The following is a 17700-nucleotide window of genomic DNA, read 5'->3' on the forward strand; positions in this document are numbered from 1 at the left end:
GCGGGTCACGTCGGCGAGCTATCCGTCGCCTTGGTCCGCCAGCGCTGGTTGACCTGCGGCCAGAGGACATGTCGGCCAAGCCAGCCGAGATGCCGGATGTCGTCGCGCCGCCGTCGGAGCCACGGTTCGGGTGCGGGAATGGTGGCCGGTGCACCGGCCTGGCCGACGCCGTTAGTGGCCAAGACCTCGGCGCTGCGAGCCGCCAGATAGCGGTGGCCGCGGCCATTGGGGTGCAGGCGGTCGGCGCTGAGCATCCGGGTCTTCACCAGTGGACGGTCGACGGGGACTTCGACGAGCCAGCAGCCGTATTTCCGGCTCACCTGGTCGATGACGTCGTTGGCCGCGGCGAGCCGGGCGCGGAGGGCTGCCCGGCGATGTTCCCGGATCGGCAACCCGGCCGCGACGTCGTGCAGCCGGACGGTCACGACTCTTCGGGTCGTGATGCGGGTGAGTTCGGCGATCACGGCCTCGTAGTTGTCCCCGAACTGCCCGGCGTCGAACGTCTTGCTCAGGGCGTCGTTGATGCCGATCGCGCAGGTGACGACGTCGGGTTGGTGGTCGGCGACGTCGGGCAGCTGGCGATAACGGACCCGGCGGGCCGTCGCGCCGATCTGGGCGAGGTTGGCGACGAGTTCGATCCCGGGATGGCTCTCCACCAGCTGAGTCACCCAGCCGCGTAGCCCGAGCGGGTAGCTGGGGGAGCGCGGGACTGGATCGCCGACCCCGACGGTGAGGCTGTCACCGCACGCCACGACCCGACACATAGTCATGTTCATGACTATTCAATGTACTGAGTATTCATCTTTATGGCTAGACTGCGGGACATGGCGCTCCGGCACGCGGTCCTGGCCGCCCTCGTCCACGGCGAAGCAAGCGGCTACGAGCTGGCCAAACGGTTCGAGCTCGGGGTCGCGAACTTCTGGCACGCCAAACCGCAGCAGGTCTACGCGGAGCTCACCCGGCTGCGCGAGGCGGGGTTGGTCGACGGCCGCGAGGTGATCCAAGAGTCACGACCCAACAAACGGATGTTCTCCATCACCGACGACGGCCTCGCGATGCTCGACGAGTTCGCCGCTTCGCCGACGCCGCTGCCGGTCGGCCGCGATGACCTCATGGTTGCCGTCCAGGCCATCGACGTGGTGGGCGCGAGGTCGGTGCTCGCCGGAATCGACCGCCGCGTCGACCTGGCCGAACAGAAACTCGCCGCCCTCCGGGAACTGGAACAGCAGATCCTCGGCGAGCGGGACGAAGCCACCTTCGTGCGCACAACTCGCCACCTCGGCCCCTACCTGACCTGCCGGCGGGGCATCCGATTTCAGGAGGAGGCGCTGGAGTGGTGCCATTGGGTCCGGGGCGTCGTCGACACCTGGCAGCAGCACGGTCGAGCCGTTCCACGGCCATGACCGGCCCCGCTCACCCTGGGGGCAGGCGGCACCGGCCGGTCATGACCGGGGTACTCGGACGTCAGTAGCCGCCCAGGTCATATGGCTGCCGGGGCCCGTCGGGCGCCGCGCTGGTATCGACCGGTTCGGTGGCCAGCTCGCATGCGCCGGCGACGGTGCACCGCACCAGCGCCATCTGGCTGCCGTCCTGCCACGCGGCGAACACCACGGACTCGGCGGACTCCCAGGTGATCTGTCCCGGGTGTTCAACATCGCGACGCAGGACCTCGTCGCCGGTCCGAGCGTCGACGAGGACGAGATCGCTGCGCCCGTCCCAGTTATCCCGCCAGTCGTCGAACCCGGATGCGGCGTCGATCATCTCGTCTGTGACGGTGACCTCGGTACCACCGACATCGATGACATCGCCAGCTTGAAGATGTTGCAGCTCGCTGACATGTATCCCGTCAACGAACATTGGTGGTCCTTGCTGTGCCACGACAGCGGCGTAGCGGCCGTCTGGTGAGAAGGCGGCGACGTGATCCTCACCGGGGCTCCACAACACCTGTTCGGTCCTGGTGTCGACGACGGCCGAGCTCGAGTCCTCGGCCTCGTTCGGTGGCACGAACACCCCGAATTCGCCGGACGGTGCGAGGACCTGCGTAAAGCCGAAGTCCGTCCAGGGGGAGATCGTGTCGGCGGTCGGCTCCCAGACGTACACCCCATCGGGGCTGTTGTTGGCGCTATCCAGTACCAGCCGGTCCGCCTCCAGGAAGCCCATGACGCCGCCGATATGGCCTTCGTCCCCGGTCTGCTCGCGGGTGTGGATCAACTCTCCGGTGGTGGCGTCGGCGACGTTCAGGACGGTGCGCGACGGGCCCGATCCGTTGTCCGCGCTGAACTCGTGCTCGGCCCAAGCGATCCGCGACCCGTCCGGCGACACCGCCAGACTGAAGGTGATCGAGTCCGCCAGCTGCTCGACCGTGCCATCTTGCCCTACCAGGTAGACCTCGTAGGGGCCGTGCTCGTACTCGTCGCCGGCCGGGGTGGTCAGCACGGCGGCGCCGCCGTTCACCGGCTCCAACGCGCGCAGCGACCCGAAGTCGGCGTCGAACGGCACAGCTGTGTCACCGAGGTGGATCGTGCCGTCGGCGTACCAGGGTGTGTCCGGCGCTGCTCCGCTGCTGAGGTCGTCGAGGTCGACAACGTCGTTGGCGGTCTCTGGTGCTGGTGGTTCGGCATCCGGCGCGGCCTCGTCCGGGTCGGCGTCCGTCGCGGCCTCGTCCGGGTCGGCGTCCGTCGCGGCGTCGCTCGACTCGTCGGCCGGTCCGAGCCCCGGATCGCTGTGGGACGAGGAAACGTCCGAGTTCTCCCACAGCCCGAGCGGATCGGCCACGGCAAGCGTGGTGCCGCCCGCGACAACCAGCGACGCGCCGCCGGCGACCGCCATCCTGGTCACCTGCTGCCGGCGCCGGGCGCCACGCAGAACCTGGTCCGCGAGTTCGGGGCGGGGCGGTACCACCCGGACCATGTCGTTCATGCTCCGTCTGACGAGATCTTCGATGTTCATGTCGGTGCGTCCTCCGGTGTCGGGACTGCGGTCGGGGAGGTAGCTGACGGTGTGGTGCCGAGTTCGGGGGCGACGACCCGCAACCTGGCCAGGGCGCGTGACGTCTGACTCCGGACGGTGCCGACGGAGCATTTGAGGGCGTCGGCGATCTCGCGTTCGGGGAGGTCCAGGTAGAACCGCAGGACCAGGACGGCGCGCTGGCGGGGCCCCAGCCGCATGAGGGCCTGGTTCAGGTCGATACGTAGGTTGACGTCGGCGGTGGTATCCCGCGACGCGCCATCCGGGGCCGCCGCCACCGGGTCCTCACGTATCCGGGTCCGACGTCGCCAGCGGCTGATCTGGTCGTGGTAGATAACCCGACGCACGTAGCGTTCCGGGTCGTCGATCTTGTTCCAGCGCCGGACCAACTTGGTCAGGGCGTTCTGTACTAGGTCTTCTGCTACGTGTCGGTCGCCGGTGAGCGCGTACGCGGCACGCCGCAAGGACGTCGACCGGGCCTCCACGAACTCGCGGAACTGGCGCTCCGTTTCGGCATTCACGTGCATCCTTTCTGACGCTACGGACACCTACCCCTACAGACGCACCACCTCGCGGTAGCTATGCAACGCGGTGGAAACTCGTTCGGGCCACCGACTAGGGTGATCCACTGTGCCGCAGTTAGCCGATGTCCTGGCCGCCCTCGAAGAGCAGTACCCGCCCGCGTTGGCGGAGGCGTGGGATGCGGTTGGTCTGGTGTGCGGCGACCCAGCCGCCGACGTACGCCGAGTGCTGTTCGCCGTCGACCCCGTCGCCGTCGTCGCCGACGAGGCCGTCGAGTGGGGCGCCGACCTCGTCGTCACCCATCACCCGTTGTTCCTTCGCCCGGTGCACGGATTCGCCGCCACCACACCCAAGGGCCGCCTCGTCCACCGGATGGTGCGTGAAGGCATCGCACTGTACACCGCGCACACCAACGCCGACAGCGCCGTCGCGGGGGTGAACGACGCCCTCGCCAGCGCGCTCGGCCTGCGGCAGCTGCGCCCCCTCCGGCCACACGTCGGCGACGACCAACAGGATCCGGGCGCAGCCGGCGCCGGTGCCGGGCTGGGCCGCATCGGTCTCCTCGACCGGCCGGAACCCTTACGAGAGTTCGTGCGCCGGGTAGCCGGTGCGTTGCCCGCCACCGCGGCCGGGATTCGCGCGGCCGGCGACCCCGACACCCGCGTCCACACGGTTGCGGTGTGTGGTGGTGCCGGCGATTCGCTGCTGAGCGACGCCCGCGCCGCCGGTGTCGACGCCTACGTCACCGGCGATCTCCGGCACCATCCCGTGTCCGAGGCCGTCGACGATGGCGGCCCGGCGCTGGTCGATGTGGCCCATTGGGCCGGGGAGTGGCCGTGGCTGGCGCACGCCGCCGAAAGGTTGCGGGACACGCTGGCCGCCGTCGGTACTACTGTGGAGACTCGCGTATCCGCGACACCAACCGATCCGTGGACGCTGCACGAGCCGTCCCGCATCCCCGGGGCGTCCGTGCTTGAGGGAGGGACCACCCCTGAACGCTGACCCTGATGTCCAGCTCCGCCTCCTCGACGTGCAGGCGCTGGATCAGAAGCTGGACCAGCTGGCCCATCGGCGGCGCACGTTGCCGCAGGTGGCTGAACTCGAATCGTTGGCCGCCGAGCATAGTCGGCTCGGCGACGCCGAGATCGTCGCCCAAACCACCGTCGCCGACCTCGAGCGAGAGCAGAAGCGGGCCGATGTCGACGTCGAACAGGTACGCGCCCGCAAAGACCGCGACCAGAAACGCCTCGACGCCGGCCAGGTCGCGTCGCCCAAAGAGCTGGAGAGCCTGCAACGCGAGATCGAAGCTCTCAACCGGCGCCAATCCGACCTAGAAGACGCCGAACTCGAGATCATGGAACGGCTCGAGCAGGCGCAGCAGGAGGCCCAAGCGCTCAGCGCCGAGCGGGAGAAGGTCGGCCAACAGGTACGCGAGGTGCAGCAAGCCCGCGACGACAGCTGGGCCGACATCGACCGCGACGCCGAGCAGGCCCGCACCGAACGCTCCGAGTTGGCCGGGCAACTTCCGGAGGAGCTTCTGGCGCTGTACGAGAAGATCCGGGCATCTCAGGGCGGTATCGGCGCGGCCGCGTTGCGCCGGCGCACCTGTGAAGGCTGCCAGATGCAGCTCGACGCGGCCGAGCTGAAGCGGATCGCGAGTTTCGCCCCGGAGGTCGTGATCCGGCACGACGAATGCCGCCGGATCCTCATCCGGGTACCGGACTCGGGGCTGTAGGCGGCACGGTGAACCTGTCTCGAACCGGCAGCACCGAGGGGCTGCCACGATGACCCATTTGATTGTTGAAGCCGACGGCGGATCGCGGGGAAACCCCGGTCCGGCCGCCTTCGGCGCGCTGGTCCGATCGGCCGACTCTGGTGAGGTTCTCGCGGAGGTGGGCGAGACCATCGGTGATACCACCAACAATGTCGCCGAATACCGGGGGCTGATCGGCGGGCTGCGGCTCGCCTACGCGATCGATCCGCAGTCCACCGTCGAGGCTCGACTGGACTCCAAACTCGTCGTCGAGCAGATGTCCGGCCGATGGAAGATCAAACATGCCGGGCTGCGTCCACTGGCCTTGGAGGCGCAGCGGATCTTCCCGCCTGGCCGGGTGACGTATACCTGGGTGCCGCGGGCGAAGAACACCCACGCCGACCGGCTGTTGAACGACGCGCTGGACGGCAAGCCGGTCGCGTCGTCGGTGGTTGCCGAGTCGGCGGAGCAGTTGGGCAAGGCCACCTCCGAGGCTCAGCTCCAGTTCGTCGAGTCGGCACCGCCGGAGACCTTTCCGGTGGAGCCGGCGCCCACGCCTGTTCGCAACAGGCTGGCCGCGTGGTCGCCGGAGTTAGGTCCACCCACCACGCTCATCCTGGTGCGGCACGGCCAGACCGCTATGACGAAGGCCCGCAGGTTCAGTGGTGGTGGCGAACAGGGACCCTCGCTTGACGACGTCGGTCAGGGGCAGGCCAAACGTGCGGCCGATTTCCTCGCCGAGTCCGACCTTTTGGCGGCGGCCGATGGCGTGGATGGGGCTGCCGATCGTGGCCATCCCCTGCCGATTGTGGTCGCATCGCCGATGCTACGTACCCGCGAGACCGCCGAGGCGATCGCCACCCGCCTGGGAGTGGCGGACGTCGTCGTCGACGAGCAGTGGCGCGAGTGCGAGTTCGGCGCGTGGGAAGGCCTGACCCTGGCCGAGATCACCGACCAATATCCGGACGAGCTCGCGGCGTGGTTTTCCACGACGTCGTCCGCGCCGCCCGGCGGTGAGTCGCTGGATGATCTGTTCGGCCGGGTCGTCGGCGCCCGGGACCGTACCGTGCAGCGCTACACCGGCCGCACCGTCGTCGTGGTGACACATTCCATGCCGGTGCGGGCGTTGGTCGGCCTGACGCTGGAAGCACCGTCGTCGTCGATGTTCCGGCTGCAGCCTGCTCCCGGCTCGGTGACCGAGATCCAACTGCACGGCGACGGAACAACGACGCTGGCCGGGTTCAACCACCGACCCTGACCTCCCGGTGTCTGTCCCACGGGGTCTCCGACCCGACTTCGCTACCGCCAGATGGCGATAACGGCCTTGGAAAACGCTTTTTCACCATCTGGCGGTCGCGGAGTGCGGGGCTCGGCGGCGTCGGCTGTTGGTTAGAGTCTCGCGGGAATCAGCCGATCGTGGGCCGCCGAGATCGCGCCGCGTCGATCGCTTGCCGTGATGACGCGAGCTGATCCGCGGGCGCATCGACGGCTTCGCGCAGTCGCAACGCGGCGCCGAACTGTTCGGCGGCGGCCGCCGCCCGGCCCTGATCGAACAGCGACTTGCCGTAATGTTGGTGCGCAAACGCCAGGAGGGTGTCATCACCTAGCCGGGTAGCGTCGGCGAGTGCGCGGGTGAAGCGGTCGTCTGCTTCGTCGAACCGTCCTTGCCACTGCAACACGTGCGCCAACCGCAACGATGCCGCGACGGCTCGCCTGGAGCCTTTGGCAGCGAGGCTCAGAGCATGGCGGCCGAGCGCCTCCGCCTCGTCGAGCCGCCCGAGCATACGCAGGAGCGAGATCCGCTCGCCGACGGGCCCAGGCTGATCATCTAGTGGTGGCTGGGCGAGTTCGGCGACCCGCTCAGCTGCGGCGGCTGGATCGGTGAGCACCTCACGGAGCGTCTCGTCGTCGATGCGATACACCTGATTCAGGGTAGGGCACGTCACCCATCTAGCCCCGATGCGACTTCGCTACCGCCAGATGGCGATAACGGCCTTGGAAAACGCTTTTTCACCATCTGGCGGTAGCGAAGTCGGGACTGTGGTTGGCTTCAGGCGCTCGTGGGCACCTCGCTGACGATCACGTCCAACGTCCACGTCCGACCGCTGCGTGCGGGTTCGGCGAGTTCGGTCTTCCAGCCGAGCGAGCCGACCAGCTCAGCCAGTTCGGCCGGGCGCCGCGGGGTCCCGCCGTCGTCGAGAAGTGCGCGGGTGAGTAGGCCCTTGGTGGCCTTGTTGTGGTGACTGACCACGGTGCGCTTGCCGTCGTGTTCATGGAGCACTCGCACCTTGACCGTGCGCTCGGCCAGGTTTCCCGAAGGTCGCCAGAACGCGTCGTACGTACCCGAACGGAGGTCGACGACGAGCCCGCGCCCGGCAGCATGAGGAATGGTCTGGGCGAGGGGCGCCTTCCAGCGGGATGCGAGCGAGCCGACACCGGGCAGGTTCACCCCACCACCCAGCCGGTAGGCGGGGATCCGGTCGGTGGTCCGCAACACACCCCACAGCCCGCTGACGATCAGCAGCCACCGACGGGCTCGCGCTGCCGCCGCGGATGTCAGGGTAGGCAAGCCCAGTGCGTCGAAGAGCACCCCGGTGTACACCATCCGGGCCGGGGCCGCCGGCGCGTCGGGCAACGTGGCATTGCGTTGTATCTCGTCGGCCTGCGTGGGGCCGAGACCCAGGGCCTTGGCCGCCGCATCGGGCCGCTCCGCGCACAGGTGACCGAGCGTCGACATGATCTCCGCCCGGGTTTCGGTCAGCTCAGGTGATGAGAGGGCGTGGAGGTCGACCGGGCGGCCACGTCGCGGCGCCGCCTTGCCTTCCGACGGTGGTAGGAGGATGAGCACGAGACCCCACCCTATGGGTTCGCGACCACCCTCGGTGCGGCGATCAGCCGGCCTCGCGGCCGGGGTCGATGTTGGCCCCGGTGATGACGGTGGCGACGGTCGCGCCAGGGATGTCATGCCGGGTGAGTGCGGCGATGCCGGCGACGCCGGCCGGCTCGGCCAACACCCCGAGTGTCTCGTGGACCGCGTGCATCGCCGCCACGATGTCGTCGTTGTCGACGAGCACCATGTCGTCGACCAATGCCTGGGTACGCCGCACCGCCTCCGGGTGCGGCCGGGTGATAGAGATGCCGGCGGCGAAGGTGCTGCGTGGTACGGCGGTGACGACGTCGCCGGTGCGCCAACTCTCCACCAGCGCCGGCGCGTCGACGGAACCCACTCCGATGATCTGGATGTTCGGTGCGTGGTCCTTCAGCCAGCGGGCGATCCCGGTGATCAGCGCGCCATCGCCGACAGGGACGATCACCGTGTCGAACGGCTCGGCGGCGAGCAGTTCGACACCGATGGTCCCGGCGCCTTCGGCAGCCGCGGGGTGTCCGCCGTCGGTGACGAGGACGCGGCCGGCGGTAGCCGTGGTGAACGACGACGCTGCCGCATGGAGATCGCCATCGACGACGTGGACCGTGGCGCCGAAGGCCCGCATCCGGTGTGCCTTGACCGGGGACATGTGGGCCGGCACGAACACGTCGGATCGCAGACCGCGCCGGCGGGCGGCGTATGCGACGGCCTGCCCCCAGTTGCCGCCACCGGATGCGCACACCACCGTGACGTCGGCGGGGAGGGTGCTGACGAGGTAGTCAGCACCGCGGCCCTTGAAGCTGCGGAGCGGGTTCACGGTCTCGACCTTGACCAGCACCCTGCGGCCGAGATGTGCCGACAGGAACTCGTCGACGTACTGAGGGCTGTTCAAGAAGGCGGGATCGATGGTGTGGGTGGCGGCGGCGATGTGATCGAGGTTGATGTCGCCGGCGCCATGGCTGGTGACGGCGCTGCTGATCTGGCTCATGGGCTCGACGGTAGGTGAAAAGTGGCGGGCGGCGATTGAAGATTTTCCCACCTTCGCGCAATATTTTTGCATGCCTAGTCCGTCGTACGTCCTCGACCAGCTCGACTACCTCCTGCTCAGCCTGGTTCAGCACGACGCCCGCCGGCCCTTACACGAGTTGGGTGACGAGGTGGGCCTCTCGCCGAGCGCCGTGCAGCGACGGTTGAACCGGCTCCGTCAGCGGGGTGTGATCCGTTCGGAGGTGGCGGTGGTCGAGCCCCGGTCTGTCGGGGCGGATCTAATGGCGGTGGTCCTCGTCGCTCTGATCGACGATGATGCCGAACACCACGCCGCCTTCCGGGAGCTGATGCGGGCCGAGCCGGCGGTTCAGCAGTGCTACACGATCATGGGGCAGTGGGACTACGTCGTCGTGCTGCTGGCCAGCGACATCGCCGAGAACCGGCGGCTGTCGGCGCGGCTGTTCGTCGCCCCCGGAACGGTCCGGCGATATGAGACGCTGCCCGCGTTCGAGGTGGTCAAGGCGGGGTTGACGGTGCCGCTGCCGGGATCATGACCGTGCGGGTGGGCGAGGAGTCGTCGTCCGACATTGGGGTGGTTATGACCCCCGGAATGTCGGACGACGGGCCTTGTCGCTTGACCCGCGCTCAGCCACGCCAGCCTCCGTTGCGGAGCGCCTCGGTGATCAGTGTTCCGACGTGGGCCTTTCGATGGCGGACCGCGTACGAGCTGAAAGGGAGTACCCGCTGGCCGCGTGCCGCCAGGAAGGCCTGCCGATCGAGGTCGGCGTCCCAGCTGAGGATCTCCATGTGCTGGATGCCATGGATCTCCACGCTGACCTGGTAGCGAAGCCAGGCGGCGTCGAGATACAGGCGCCCATCGGGGCCTCGAACAACCACCTGACGTTGCGGCGGCGGGAGATTGAATGTCCGGCGGATCTGCTCGAAGTCGTGTTCCGGGATAGACGCTATGCCGCCCTCGGCGTCGTCGATCGACTGGCGGATGATGCGCCGATGCCGGCACGAGGGTCGGCGGCTGAGTGCATCGCGTAGATCTTGAGGCCGGGTCAGCCGCTGCTGGACACCGGCGAGGATGATGCTCCGAACGCGGACCTCATGGTGCTGCCACGACGCTGCGTCCACCAGACTTCGCGGCATTCGTGTCCGCGTGGGCCGGCGTAGCGGGTGGATATCGGCGGCGGTCAGCTGGCTCGATCTCTTGACGATGAGGTCCGGACGACGGGGTGCACGGGCGCGGGGTGGTATGACGAGGTAGATGGTTGGCGCCTCGAACTGCCGGAGGCCGTCGAGTTCGGCCGCGGTGAGCCCGCCGAGCGCGCTGCCGGGCGGTCCGGCCAAGTAGCACACCCACAACTTCTGTTCCCGGGTCAGCTCACCGTTGTGCGCCACGTAGATACCCCGATGTGGCATCTGCCACCTACCGCTCCGGACGGCGTGCCGCACGCGCTCGCGGCTGACCTGCGGTGTGGCCTGGGCCAGCCGGAACACCGCGGCCTGTTCGGCGAGGAGCGCGTCGATGCTGCGTTGCCCGCCGTGGCGCATCGAGTTCCCGTCCGGCGGGACGGTTCGAGCTGATGTGGGTGGGCGGGTGTCGAGGGGCACCTAGCCAGCATGTGCACGCGATGAGCGGACCGCTAGACGCGATGTGCGAGCTGTGGATAACTCGGCTGGGGCTGGGAGGGTGGTCTTCCGACTTTCCGGTGGTTCTGGCCCCCGAAATGTCGGACGCCGATGTGGGGCCGTGGGCGAAACCCGTTGACACGGTGGTGAGGGTTGGCATCCGCTACCCCGGAGGGGTATTGTCTGACGCGGTGGGTATACCCCCACCCCGTAGTGGTTTCCTGTCGCGCAGCCGAAGAGGGGCGGCAAGATGGCAGCAGTAACGGATATACCCAGGAAAGTGGGCCGTCGATGAACGTGGCGATGAAGATGTCCGCGTACGTGGGAGTGCTGGCGGTGGTCTTCGTAGGAGCGGCCGGGATCGGACAGCTGACCGGAAGTTCCGTGAACCGCGACGATGCCACTGACGCGGTGCCGCCTCACGCGGCGGGCGATAGCCATGCCGTGGGCGGCGAATCTGCCGACCCCCACGTCCCCGGCGGTTTGCAGGTGTCCGACGCCGGTTACACGCTGACCCCCATCGATGCCCCAACGGCGGCCGGTGAGAACGGGACGCTGAGCTTCGCCGTGCTCGGACCGGACGGCGAGGCGGTGACGGAGTACGACGAGTCACATGAGAAGAACCTCCACGTCGTTGTCGTCCGCCACGACGGCGCGCATTATCAGCATGTGCACCCGGTCATGGACGCCTACGGCAGCTGGTCAATCGACTGGGAGTGGCCGACCGGAGGCTCCTACAAGGTCTTCGCCGACTTCGTCCCGACCGGACACGGACAGGAAATCACCCTCGCCCGAAGCACCGAGGTGGCCGGCACTTATACACCAATGCCTGCACTACGCGACGCCGTCTTCTACGAGGTGGACGGCTACACGGTGACCGTGACCGGTCAGCTCGTCGCCGGGCGGAGCACACCCGTCGTCGCCACCGTCGAACGTGATGGGCAGCCAGTGGACCACCTGGAGCCACACCTGGGTGCGTACGGACACCTGGTGGCCTTGCGCGAGGGCGACCTCGCCTACATCCATGTCCATCCAGACGGTGAACCCGGCGACGGCGCAACCGACCCCGGCCCAGACGTGGCGTTCTACGTCGAGGCGCCAACCGCTGGAAGCTACCGGCTCTACCTTGATTTCAGGGTTGACGGGCAGGTCAGGACCGCGGAGTTCGCCTTGCGTGCCAGACCGGCAGGAGACGCTGAGGTAGCCGACGACGCTGGCGGTCACGGCGACACCGACGGTCACGGCCACTGACTGGGGCGGCACCGATGAACGAGGAGCATCAGATGAGCAGGCCCGCAGGTGTGACGGTCGGAGAGGACGCCGCCGAACCCGGCGCGGCGTCCCGGGTGGAGCTGGCCATCACCGGTATGACGTGTGCGTCCTGCGCCAACCGGATCGAGCGCAAACTCAACAAGGTCGACGGGGTCACGGCGTCGGTGAACTTCGCCACCGAGAAGGCCAGCGTCGAGTACACGGGGACGGTGACACCGCAGGAGCTCGTGACCGTCGTCGAATCGGCTGGTTATCAGGCCAGCCTGCCCGTGCGGCCCGACGCGCCGGTCGACGGTGACCACGCCGAGGAGCACCCAGCCGACCGCTCGGCTGATCGTGAGCTGGCGGCGCTGCGTACCCGGCTCGTGGTGAGCGCGGTGCTCGCGGTGCCGGTGATCGCGATGGCAATGGTTCCGGCGCTGCAATTCGACTACTGGCAGTGGCTTTCGCTGACCCTGGCCGCACCCGTCGTCATCTGGGGTGGCCTGCCGTTCCACCGCGCGGCGTGGACCAATCTGAAGCATGGCGCCGCCACCATGGACACGCTGATCTCGATGGGAACCACCGCGGCGTTGGCGTGGTCGGTGTATGCGCTGTTCCTCGGCACCGCGGGGGAGCCGGGTATGAGCCATCCGTTCGAGTTGACCGTCTCCCGGACCGACGGCTCGTCGAACATCTATCTTGAGGTCGGCGCCGGCGTGATCACGTTTATCCTGCTGGGCCGGTACTTCGAGGCGCGTTCCAAACGACGTGCGGGCTCCGCCCTTCGAGCGTTGCTCGAGCTGGGCGCCAAAGAGGTCTCGGTGCTTCGCGACGGACACGAGGTCCGCGTCGGCGCCGACCAGCTGGCCGTCGACGATGTGTTCGTGGTCCGTCCGGGGGAGAAGGTGGCCACCGACGGCGTCGTCGTCGATGGATCGTCGGCGGTCGACGAGAGCATGCTCACCGGTGAATCCGTTCCGGTCGAGGTCAGGCCCGGAGACCGCGTGGTCGGCGCAACTGTCAACGCGGGTGGGCGGATCGTCGTGCGGGCGACCCGGGTCGGCAGCGACACGCAGCTGGCGCAGATGGCCACCCTGGTCGAAGAGGCGCAGGCCGGGAAGGCCGCCATCCAGCGGCTCGCCGACCGGGTGTCGGGTGTGTTCGTGCCGGTCGCCATCGCCGTGGCCGTTGGTGCGCTGGGGTTCTGGTTGGGGACCGGTGATCCGCCGGCCGTGGCGTTCACCGCCTCCGTCGCGGTGCTGATCATCGCCTGCCCGTGTGCCTTGGGCCTGGCCACGCCGGTAGCGCTGCTGGTGGGTACGGGGAGGGGTGCGCAGATGGGCATCCTGATCAAGGGGCCGGAGGTGCTGGAGTCCACCCGGAAGGTCGACACCGTGGTGCTGGACAAAACCGGCACGGTCACCACCGGACAGATGACCCTGGTCGACGTCGTGGTCGCCGATGGTGTGGCCCGGGACGACGTCCTGCGGCTGGCCGGTGCGGTGGAGGACGCCTCCGAACACCCGATCGCCAACGCCATCGCCAAAGACGCAGCGCAGCAGGTCGGGCAGCTGCCCTCGGTCGAGTCGTTCTCGAACGTCGAGGGTCTTGGCGTGCAGGGTGTCGTTGATGGGCACGCCGTCGTCGCTGGCCGGGAGCAACTGCTAGCCGACTGGGGGCAGCATCTCGACCCTGCGCTGAAAGCGGCCAAGACGGCCGCTGAACAGGCCGGTCACACAGCGGTGGCCGTCGGTTGGGATGGACGGGCGCGGGCGGTGCTCGTCGTCGCCGACGCCGTCAAGCCAACCAGCGCCGAGGCGGTTCGCCAGCTTCGGGCGCTCGGGCTGACACCGGTGCTGCTTACCGGCGACAACGAGGCCGTTGCCCGCACCGTGGCAGCCGAGGTGGGCATCGACGAGGTGATCGCCGAAGTCCTCCCCAAAGACAAGGTCGACGTGGTCAAACGGCTCCAAAGCGACGGCAAGGTCGTGGCGATGGTCGGCGACGGCATCAACGACGCGGCCGCGTTGGCCCAGGCTGACCTCGGACTCGCCATGGGTACCGGGACCGACGTCGCCATCGAAGCCAGCGACCTGACCCTGGTCCGCGGCGATCTGCGCGCCGCGCCCGACGCGATCCGGTTGTCCCGTTCGACGCTGTGGACGATCAAGACCAACCTCGTGTGGGCGTTCGGCTACAACACCTTGGCGATCCCGATCGCCGCGGCCGGTTTGCTCAACCCGATGCTCGCTGGCGCGGCCATGGCGTTCTCCAGCGTCAGTGTGGTGGCGAACAGCTTGCGGCTCCAGCGCTTCCGCTAAGCTCCAACCCCCATGATCATTGGCTTCCAACCCACATATATCGGGGCTAGAAGCCAATGATCATGGGGACCGATTCGTGTTCCGGTGGGTCGCGGCAATAGGCTAATCCGCTGTGGTGACGATGCAAGAGGCGCTGCTGGCCTTGACCAGGTATTGGACCGACCGCGGCTGTATGGTTGCGCAGCCGTTCAACACCGAGGTCGGGGCCGGAACCATGAACCCCGCGACCATCCTGCGGGTCCTGGGCCCGGAGCCGTGGAGGGTGGCGTACGTCGAACCGAGTGTGCGTCCCGACGACGCCAGGTACGGCGAGAACCCCAACCGGCTCCAAACCCACACCCAGTTCCAGGTGATCCTCAAACCGGACCCGGGCAACCCCCAGGAGATCTACCTGGCCAGCCTCGAGGCGCTCGGTATCGACATCCGCGCGCACGACATCCGGTTCGTCGAAGACAACTGGGCATCCCCTGCGCTCGGCGCGTGGGGCCTCGGCTGGGAAGTCTGGCTGGACGGACTGGAGATCACCCAGTTCACCTACTTCCAGCAGGCCGGCGGGCTCAGCCTCGACCCCGTGTCGGTGGAGATCACCTACGGCATCGAACGCATCCTGATGGCCTTGCAGGGTGTCACCCACTTCAAAGACATCGCCTACGCGCCGGGTATCTCCTACGGCGAGGTGTTCGGCCAGTCCGAGTACGAGATGTCCCGGTACTACCTGGACGACGCCGACGTCGACGCCAACCGCCAGCTGTTCGAGATCTACGCGGCCGAGGCCGAGCGGCTCATCGCCGAGCGGCTTCCGGTGCCCGCCCACTCGTACGTGCTGAAGTGCTCGCACACCTTCAACGTCTTGGACTCCCGCGGCGCCATCAGCACGACGGAACGCGCACAAGCGTTCGCCCGGATGCGTGGGCTGGCGCGCGAGGTCGCGACCCTCTGGACCACTCGGCGTGAAGAACTGGGGCACCCGCTCGGTACCGGTGCGCCGGCAGCGTCGGCCGAGCCGCTGCTCCTGCCGGACGTCTCCGACGCGCCGCCGGCCGCGCCGGACGGTCCAGCGCCCTTGCTGTTCGAGATCGGCACCGAAGAGATGCCACCGGCCGAGGTCACCAAAACCGTCGCCGCCGTCCGCTCGGCCATCACCGACCGGCTGGCGGCGACCCGCCTCGGGCACGGCGCCATCGACGTCAACGGCACACCGCGGCGCGTCGTCGTCACCGTCGCCGACGTCGAGCCCAGCGAACCCGACGCCGTGCGCACCGTCAAAGGCCCCCGGGTCGGCGCCGCCTATGACGCCGACGGCCAGCCAACCAAGGCACTACTCGGATTCGCCCGTGGTCAAGGGGTGGGCATCGAGGAGCTGACCACCGCGACGTTCGGCGAGCACGAACACGTCGCGGTCACCGTCACCGACGTGGGACGCCCGGCGCCGGAGGTCCTGTCCGAGCTGCTGGCAGCGGTGGTATCTGGGCTGCGCTCCGACAAGAACATGCGCTGGAGCGACCCGTCGTTGTCCTTCACCCGGCCGATCCGCTGGCTCACCGCGGTGCTAGGTGACTCACTGGTGCCGGTGCGGGTGTCGTCGCTGGTCAGCGCCCGGACCACCCGCGTGCACCGGACGGCCGCCGAACCCGTGACGCAGGTGCCGTCGGCGGCGGGATACCAGGAGTTTCTCGCGGGGCACGGCATCGTCGTCGACGCGGCCGAACGGCGCGAGCAGATCGTCCGGGGAGCGCAGTCTCTGGCCGAGAAGGCGGGGGGCCAAGTCGACGTCGAGGCCGAGGCATCACTCATCGACGAGATCACCAACCTGGTAGAACAGCCAACACCATTGCTGGGCAACTTCGATCCCGCGTACCTCGAGTTGCCCGAACAGATCCTGACGACGGTGATGCGCAAACACCAGCGCTACCTGCCGGTGCGGGCCGCCGACGGCAGACTGCTGCCGAACTTCGTGGCCGTCGCCAACGGCGCCTGCGACGAAGCCGTCGTCCGTGCGGGCAACGAAGCCGTCCTGCGGGCCCGCTACGAGGACGCGGCCTTCTTCTGGCGGGCCGACCTCGGCGTCGCGCCGGAAGAGTTCCGCGCCCGCCTGAGCCAGCTCACCTTCGAAGAACGCATCGGCTCCATGGCGCAGCGGGCCGACCGGATCGCCGCCGTCGCCGACGAGCTTGCCGGACAGGTGACACTGCCCGCCGACGACGCCGCGGCGCTGACCCGGGCCGCGGCGCTGGCCAAGTTCGACCTCGCGTCGCAGATGGTCGTCGAGCTGTCCAGCCTGGCCGGTGTCATGGCCCGCGAGTATGCCGCGCGGGCCGGCGAAACCGAGGCGGTTGCGCAGGCGCTGTACGACATGGAACTGCCCCGGACCACCAGCGACGCTCCACCCGCCACGTTGCCGGGTGCGCTGCTCGCCTTGGCCGACCGGTTCGACCTGCTGATGGCGATGTTCGCACTCGGGGCGAAACCCACCGGCAGCTCCGACCCGTTCGGACTGCGGCGCGCGGCGCTGGGCATTGTGCGGATCCTGCGAGACCGGCCCGAGCTTGCCGCCGTAACGGTGGGCCGGGGGCTTGCCGCGGCCGCAGGCCACCTGCGTAAGCAGGGGGTGACGGTGTCCGACGACGCCGTCGCTGCCGCGGGCGAGTTCGTCGTCGCCCGATTCGCCCAGCAGTTGCGCGACGAGAACGTGCCGGTCAGCTTCGTCGACGCGGTGTTGCCCGGTGCCGATGCGCCGGGGATCGCCGTGGCCGAGCTAGCCGTCCTGCGGACCCGCGCCGACGACGCCAAGTTCCGCGAGCTCGTGACGGCCTTGCAGCGGATCGCGCGGATCGTGCCGGACGGCACGGCCAGCGAGTTCGACGCCGGTCAACTGCGGGAACCCGCCGAGGTCCGGTTGGCTGAGGCGGTGCAGGGGCTGGGCGACTGGTCGGCGGGAAGTGTAGGCGCCTTCGCCGACGCCGCAACCGCCATCGTCGAGCCGGTGCACACCTTCTTCGACGATGTCCTCGTGATGGCAGAGGAACCTGCCTTGCGGGCGGCGCGGTTGGGGCTGCTGGCCAGCATCCTGCACCGTAGCCCGCGCACCGTCGACTGGGCCGCGCTCGACACCGCTCTCACCTGATCTCCGTTTTGTCACCTGATCTTTTGTGTGGGGGCGATCAGGTGTGCGAACGGCGGTGGGCGGCGCGGTGTGGTGCATCTGATCGGGTCTCAGAGTGTGGATGCGTCGATGATCAGATGCATGGCAAACGTGTGCGGTAGCTGTGGTGTCTCGGGACATCGCTGACGGGTGTGTCTCGGGACATCGCTGACGGTTTGAGTGTGTCATGTGGGTTGGGGTTCGCGGTGGCCGCGTAGGTCGTAGCGGGGTTGGGCGCTGGGTTGGTAGC

15 protein-coding genes are annotated in these 17700 nt (G+C 68.5%); 8 read left to right on the plus strand and 7 right to left on the minus strand.

What is annotated here, in order from left to right; all coding sequences use genetic code 11:
• Positions 1-5: 5 nt before the first annotated feature.
• Complete coding sequence (locus tag G8760_RS29165; RefSeq protein WP_166356333.1) at positions 6-770, minus strand: SGNH/GDSL hydrolase family protein; 765 nt, start codon at positions 768-770, stop codon at positions 6-8.
• A 54-nt stretch (positions 771-824) separates the two neighbouring features.
• Here G8760_RS29165 and G8760_RS29170 point away from each other — a divergent pair, with 54 nt between their 5' ends.
• Positions 825-1403 (plus strand): PadR family transcriptional regulator, encoded by a 579-nt coding sequence (locus G8760_RS29170; RefSeq protein WP_166356334.1) that lies wholly within the window; start codon positions 825-827, stop codon positions 1401-1403.
• 61 nt (positions 1404-1464) lie between these two features.
• On the opposite strand, the gene G8760_RS29175 is transcribed toward G8760_RS29170, so the two are convergent.
• Both G8760_RS29175 and G8760_RS29180 read right to left on the minus strand, forming a co-directional pair.
• Positions 1465-2949 carry a hypothetical protein gene (locus tag G8760_RS29175; RefSeq protein ID WP_166356335.1) on the minus strand — a complete coding sequence of 495 codons (1485 nt, stop codon included), beginning with the start codon at positions 2947-2949 and terminating at the stop codon, positions 1465-1467.
• Positions 2946-3494 carry a SigE family RNA polymerase sigma factor gene (locus G8760_RS29180; RefSeq protein WP_343074472.1) on the minus strand — a complete coding sequence of 183 codons (549 nt, stop codon included), beginning with the start codon at positions 3492-3494 and terminating at the stop codon, positions 2946-2948. Before G8760_RS29180 ends, G8760_RS29175 begins: the two co-directional genes overlap by 4 nt.
• Before the next feature lie 103 nt (positions 3495-3597).
• On the opposite strand from G8760_RS29180, the gene G8760_RS29185 reads away from it, so the two are divergent.
• Genes G8760_RS29185 through G8760_RS29195 form a run of 3 tightly spaced genes read left to right on the plus strand, consistent with a single transcriptional unit; the run spans position 3598 to position 6500 of the window.
• A complete protein-coding gene (locus G8760_RS29185) occupies positions 3598-4491 on the plus strand; it encodes a Nif3-like dinuclear metal center hexameric protein (RefSeq protein ID WP_166356337.1) in 894 nt (297 codons plus the stop codon).
• A complete protein-coding gene (locus tag G8760_RS29190) occupies positions 4463-5224 on the plus strand; it encodes a zinc ribbon domain-containing protein (RefSeq protein ID WP_207782849.1) in 762 nt (253 codons plus the stop codon). The genes G8760_RS29185 and G8760_RS29190 overlap by 29 nt, the downstream gene beginning before the upstream one ends.
• 49 nt (positions 5225-5273) lie before the next feature.
• The gene (locus G8760_RS29195; RefSeq protein ID WP_166356338.1) at positions 5274-6500 is read left to right on the plus strand and encodes a bifunctional RNase H/acid phosphatase; all 1227 of its coding nucleotides are present in this window, start codon (positions 5274-5276) and stop codon (positions 6498-6500) included.
• A 148-nt stretch (positions 6501-6648) separates the two neighbouring features.
• Here the strand turns inward: G8760_RS29195 and G8760_RS29200 are convergent, their stop codons facing one another.
• The 3 genes from G8760_RS29200 to G8760_RS29210 form a co-directional block, all read right to left on the minus strand.
• Positions 6649-7164: a tetratricopeptide repeat protein gene (locus G8760_RS29200; RefSeq protein ID WP_166356339.1), complete on the minus strand. Its 516-nt coding sequence runs from the start codon at positions 7162-7164 to the stop codon at positions 6649-6651.
• Positions 7165-7292: 128 nt separating this feature from the next.
• Positions 7293-8090 (minus strand): peroxide stress protein YaaA, encoded by a 798-nt coding sequence (gene yaaA, locus G8760_RS29205; RefSeq protein ID WP_166356340.1) that lies wholly within the window; start codon positions 8088-8090, stop codon positions 7293-7295.
• A 43-nt stretch (positions 8091-8133) separates the two neighbouring features.
• The gene (locus G8760_RS29210) at positions 8134-9096 is read right to left on the minus strand and encodes a threonine ammonia-lyase (protein ID WP_166356341.1); all 963 of its coding nucleotides are present in this window, start codon (positions 9094-9096) and stop codon (positions 8134-8136) included.
• Positions 9097-9166: 70 nt separating this feature from the next.
• Between G8760_RS29210 and G8760_RS29215 the strand changes: the two genes are divergently transcribed.
• Positions 9167-9649, plus strand: coding sequence for an Lrp/AsnC family transcriptional regulator (locus G8760_RS29215; RefSeq protein WP_166356342.1), 483 nt, complete (start codon positions 9167-9169; stop codon positions 9647-9649).
• A 91-nt stretch (positions 9650-9740) separates the two neighbouring features.
• Here the strand turns inward: G8760_RS29215 and G8760_RS29220 are convergent, their stop codons facing one another.
• Positions 9741-10715 (minus strand): type IV toxin-antitoxin system AbiEi family antitoxin domain-containing protein, encoded by a 975-nt coding sequence (locus G8760_RS29220; RefSeq protein WP_166356343.1) that lies wholly within the window; start codon positions 10713-10715, stop codon positions 9741-9743.
• 309 nt (positions 10716-11024) lie between these two features.
• On the opposite strand from G8760_RS29220, the gene G8760_RS29225 reads away from it, so the two are divergent.
• The 3 genes from G8760_RS29225 (at position 11025) to G8760_RS29235 (ending at position 17432) form a co-directional block, all read left to right on the plus strand.
• Positions 11025-11984 (plus strand): hypothetical protein, encoded by a 960-nt coding sequence (locus G8760_RS29225; protein WP_207782850.1) that lies wholly within the window; start codon positions 11025-11027, stop codon positions 11982-11984.
• 116 nt (positions 11985-12100) lie between these two features.
• Entirely contained in the window at positions 12101-14308 is a 2208-nt protein-coding gene (locus G8760_RS29230) for a heavy metal translocating P-type ATPase (RefSeq protein WP_425502417.1), read from the plus strand.
• Between the two features lie 121 nt (positions 14309-14429).
• Positions 14430-17432, plus strand: a complete 3003-nt coding sequence (locus G8760_RS29235) for a glycine--tRNA ligase (RefSeq protein ID WP_166356347.1) — start codon at positions 14430-14432, stop codon at positions 17430-17432.
• The last annotated feature ends 268 nt before the right edge of the window (positions 17433-17700 follow it).

The sequence above is a fragment of the Phytoactinopolyspora limicola genome, assembly GCF_011320225.1.
GTDB lineage: Bacteria > Actinomycetota > Actinomycetes > Jiangellales > Jiangellaceae > Phytoactinopolyspora > Phytoactinopolyspora limicola.

Excerpts from the sequence above, each read along its gene's own strand:
- G8760_RS29165 (WP_166356333.1), bottom strand. The coding sequence starts at position 770 with ATGACTATGTGTCGGGTCGTGGCGTGCGGTGACAGCCTCACCGTCGGG.
- G8760_RS29170 (WP_166356334.1), top strand. The coding sequence starts at position 825 with ATGGCGCTCCGGCACGCGGTCCTGGCCGCCCTCGTCCACGGCGAAGCA.
- G8760_RS29175 (WP_166356335.1), bottom strand. The coding sequence starts at position 2,949 with ATGAACATCGAAGATCTCGTCAGACGGAGCATGAACGACATGGTCCGG.
- G8760_RS29180 (WP_343074472.1), bottom strand. The coding sequence starts at position 3,494 with ATGCACGTGAATGCCGAAACGGAGCGCCAGTTCCGCGAGTTCGTGGAG.
- G8760_RS29195 (WP_166356338.1), top strand. The coding sequence starts at position 5,274 with ATGACCCATTTGATTGTTGAAGCCGACGGCGGATCGCGGGGAAACCCC.
- G8760_RS29210 (WP_166356341.1), bottom strand. The coding sequence starts at position 9,096 with ATGAGCCAGATCAGCAGCGCCGTCACCAGCCATGGCGCCGGCGACATC.
- G8760_RS29215 (WP_166356342.1), top strand. The coding sequence starts at position 9,167 with ATGCCTAGTCCGTCGTACGTCCTCGACCAGCTCGACTACCTCCTGCTC.
- G8760_RS29225 (WP_207782850.1), top strand. The coding sequence starts at position 11,025 with ATGAACGTGGCGATGAAGATGTCCGCGTACGTGGGAGTGCTGGCGGTG.
- G8760_RS29230 (WP_425502417.1), top strand. The coding sequence starts at position 12,101 with ATGACGTGTGCGTCCTGCGCCAACCGGATCGAGCGCAAACTCAACAAG.
- G8760_RS29235 (WP_166356347.1), top strand. The coding sequence starts at position 14,430 with ATGCAAGAGGCGCTGCTGGCCTTGACCAGGTATTGGACCGACCGCGGC.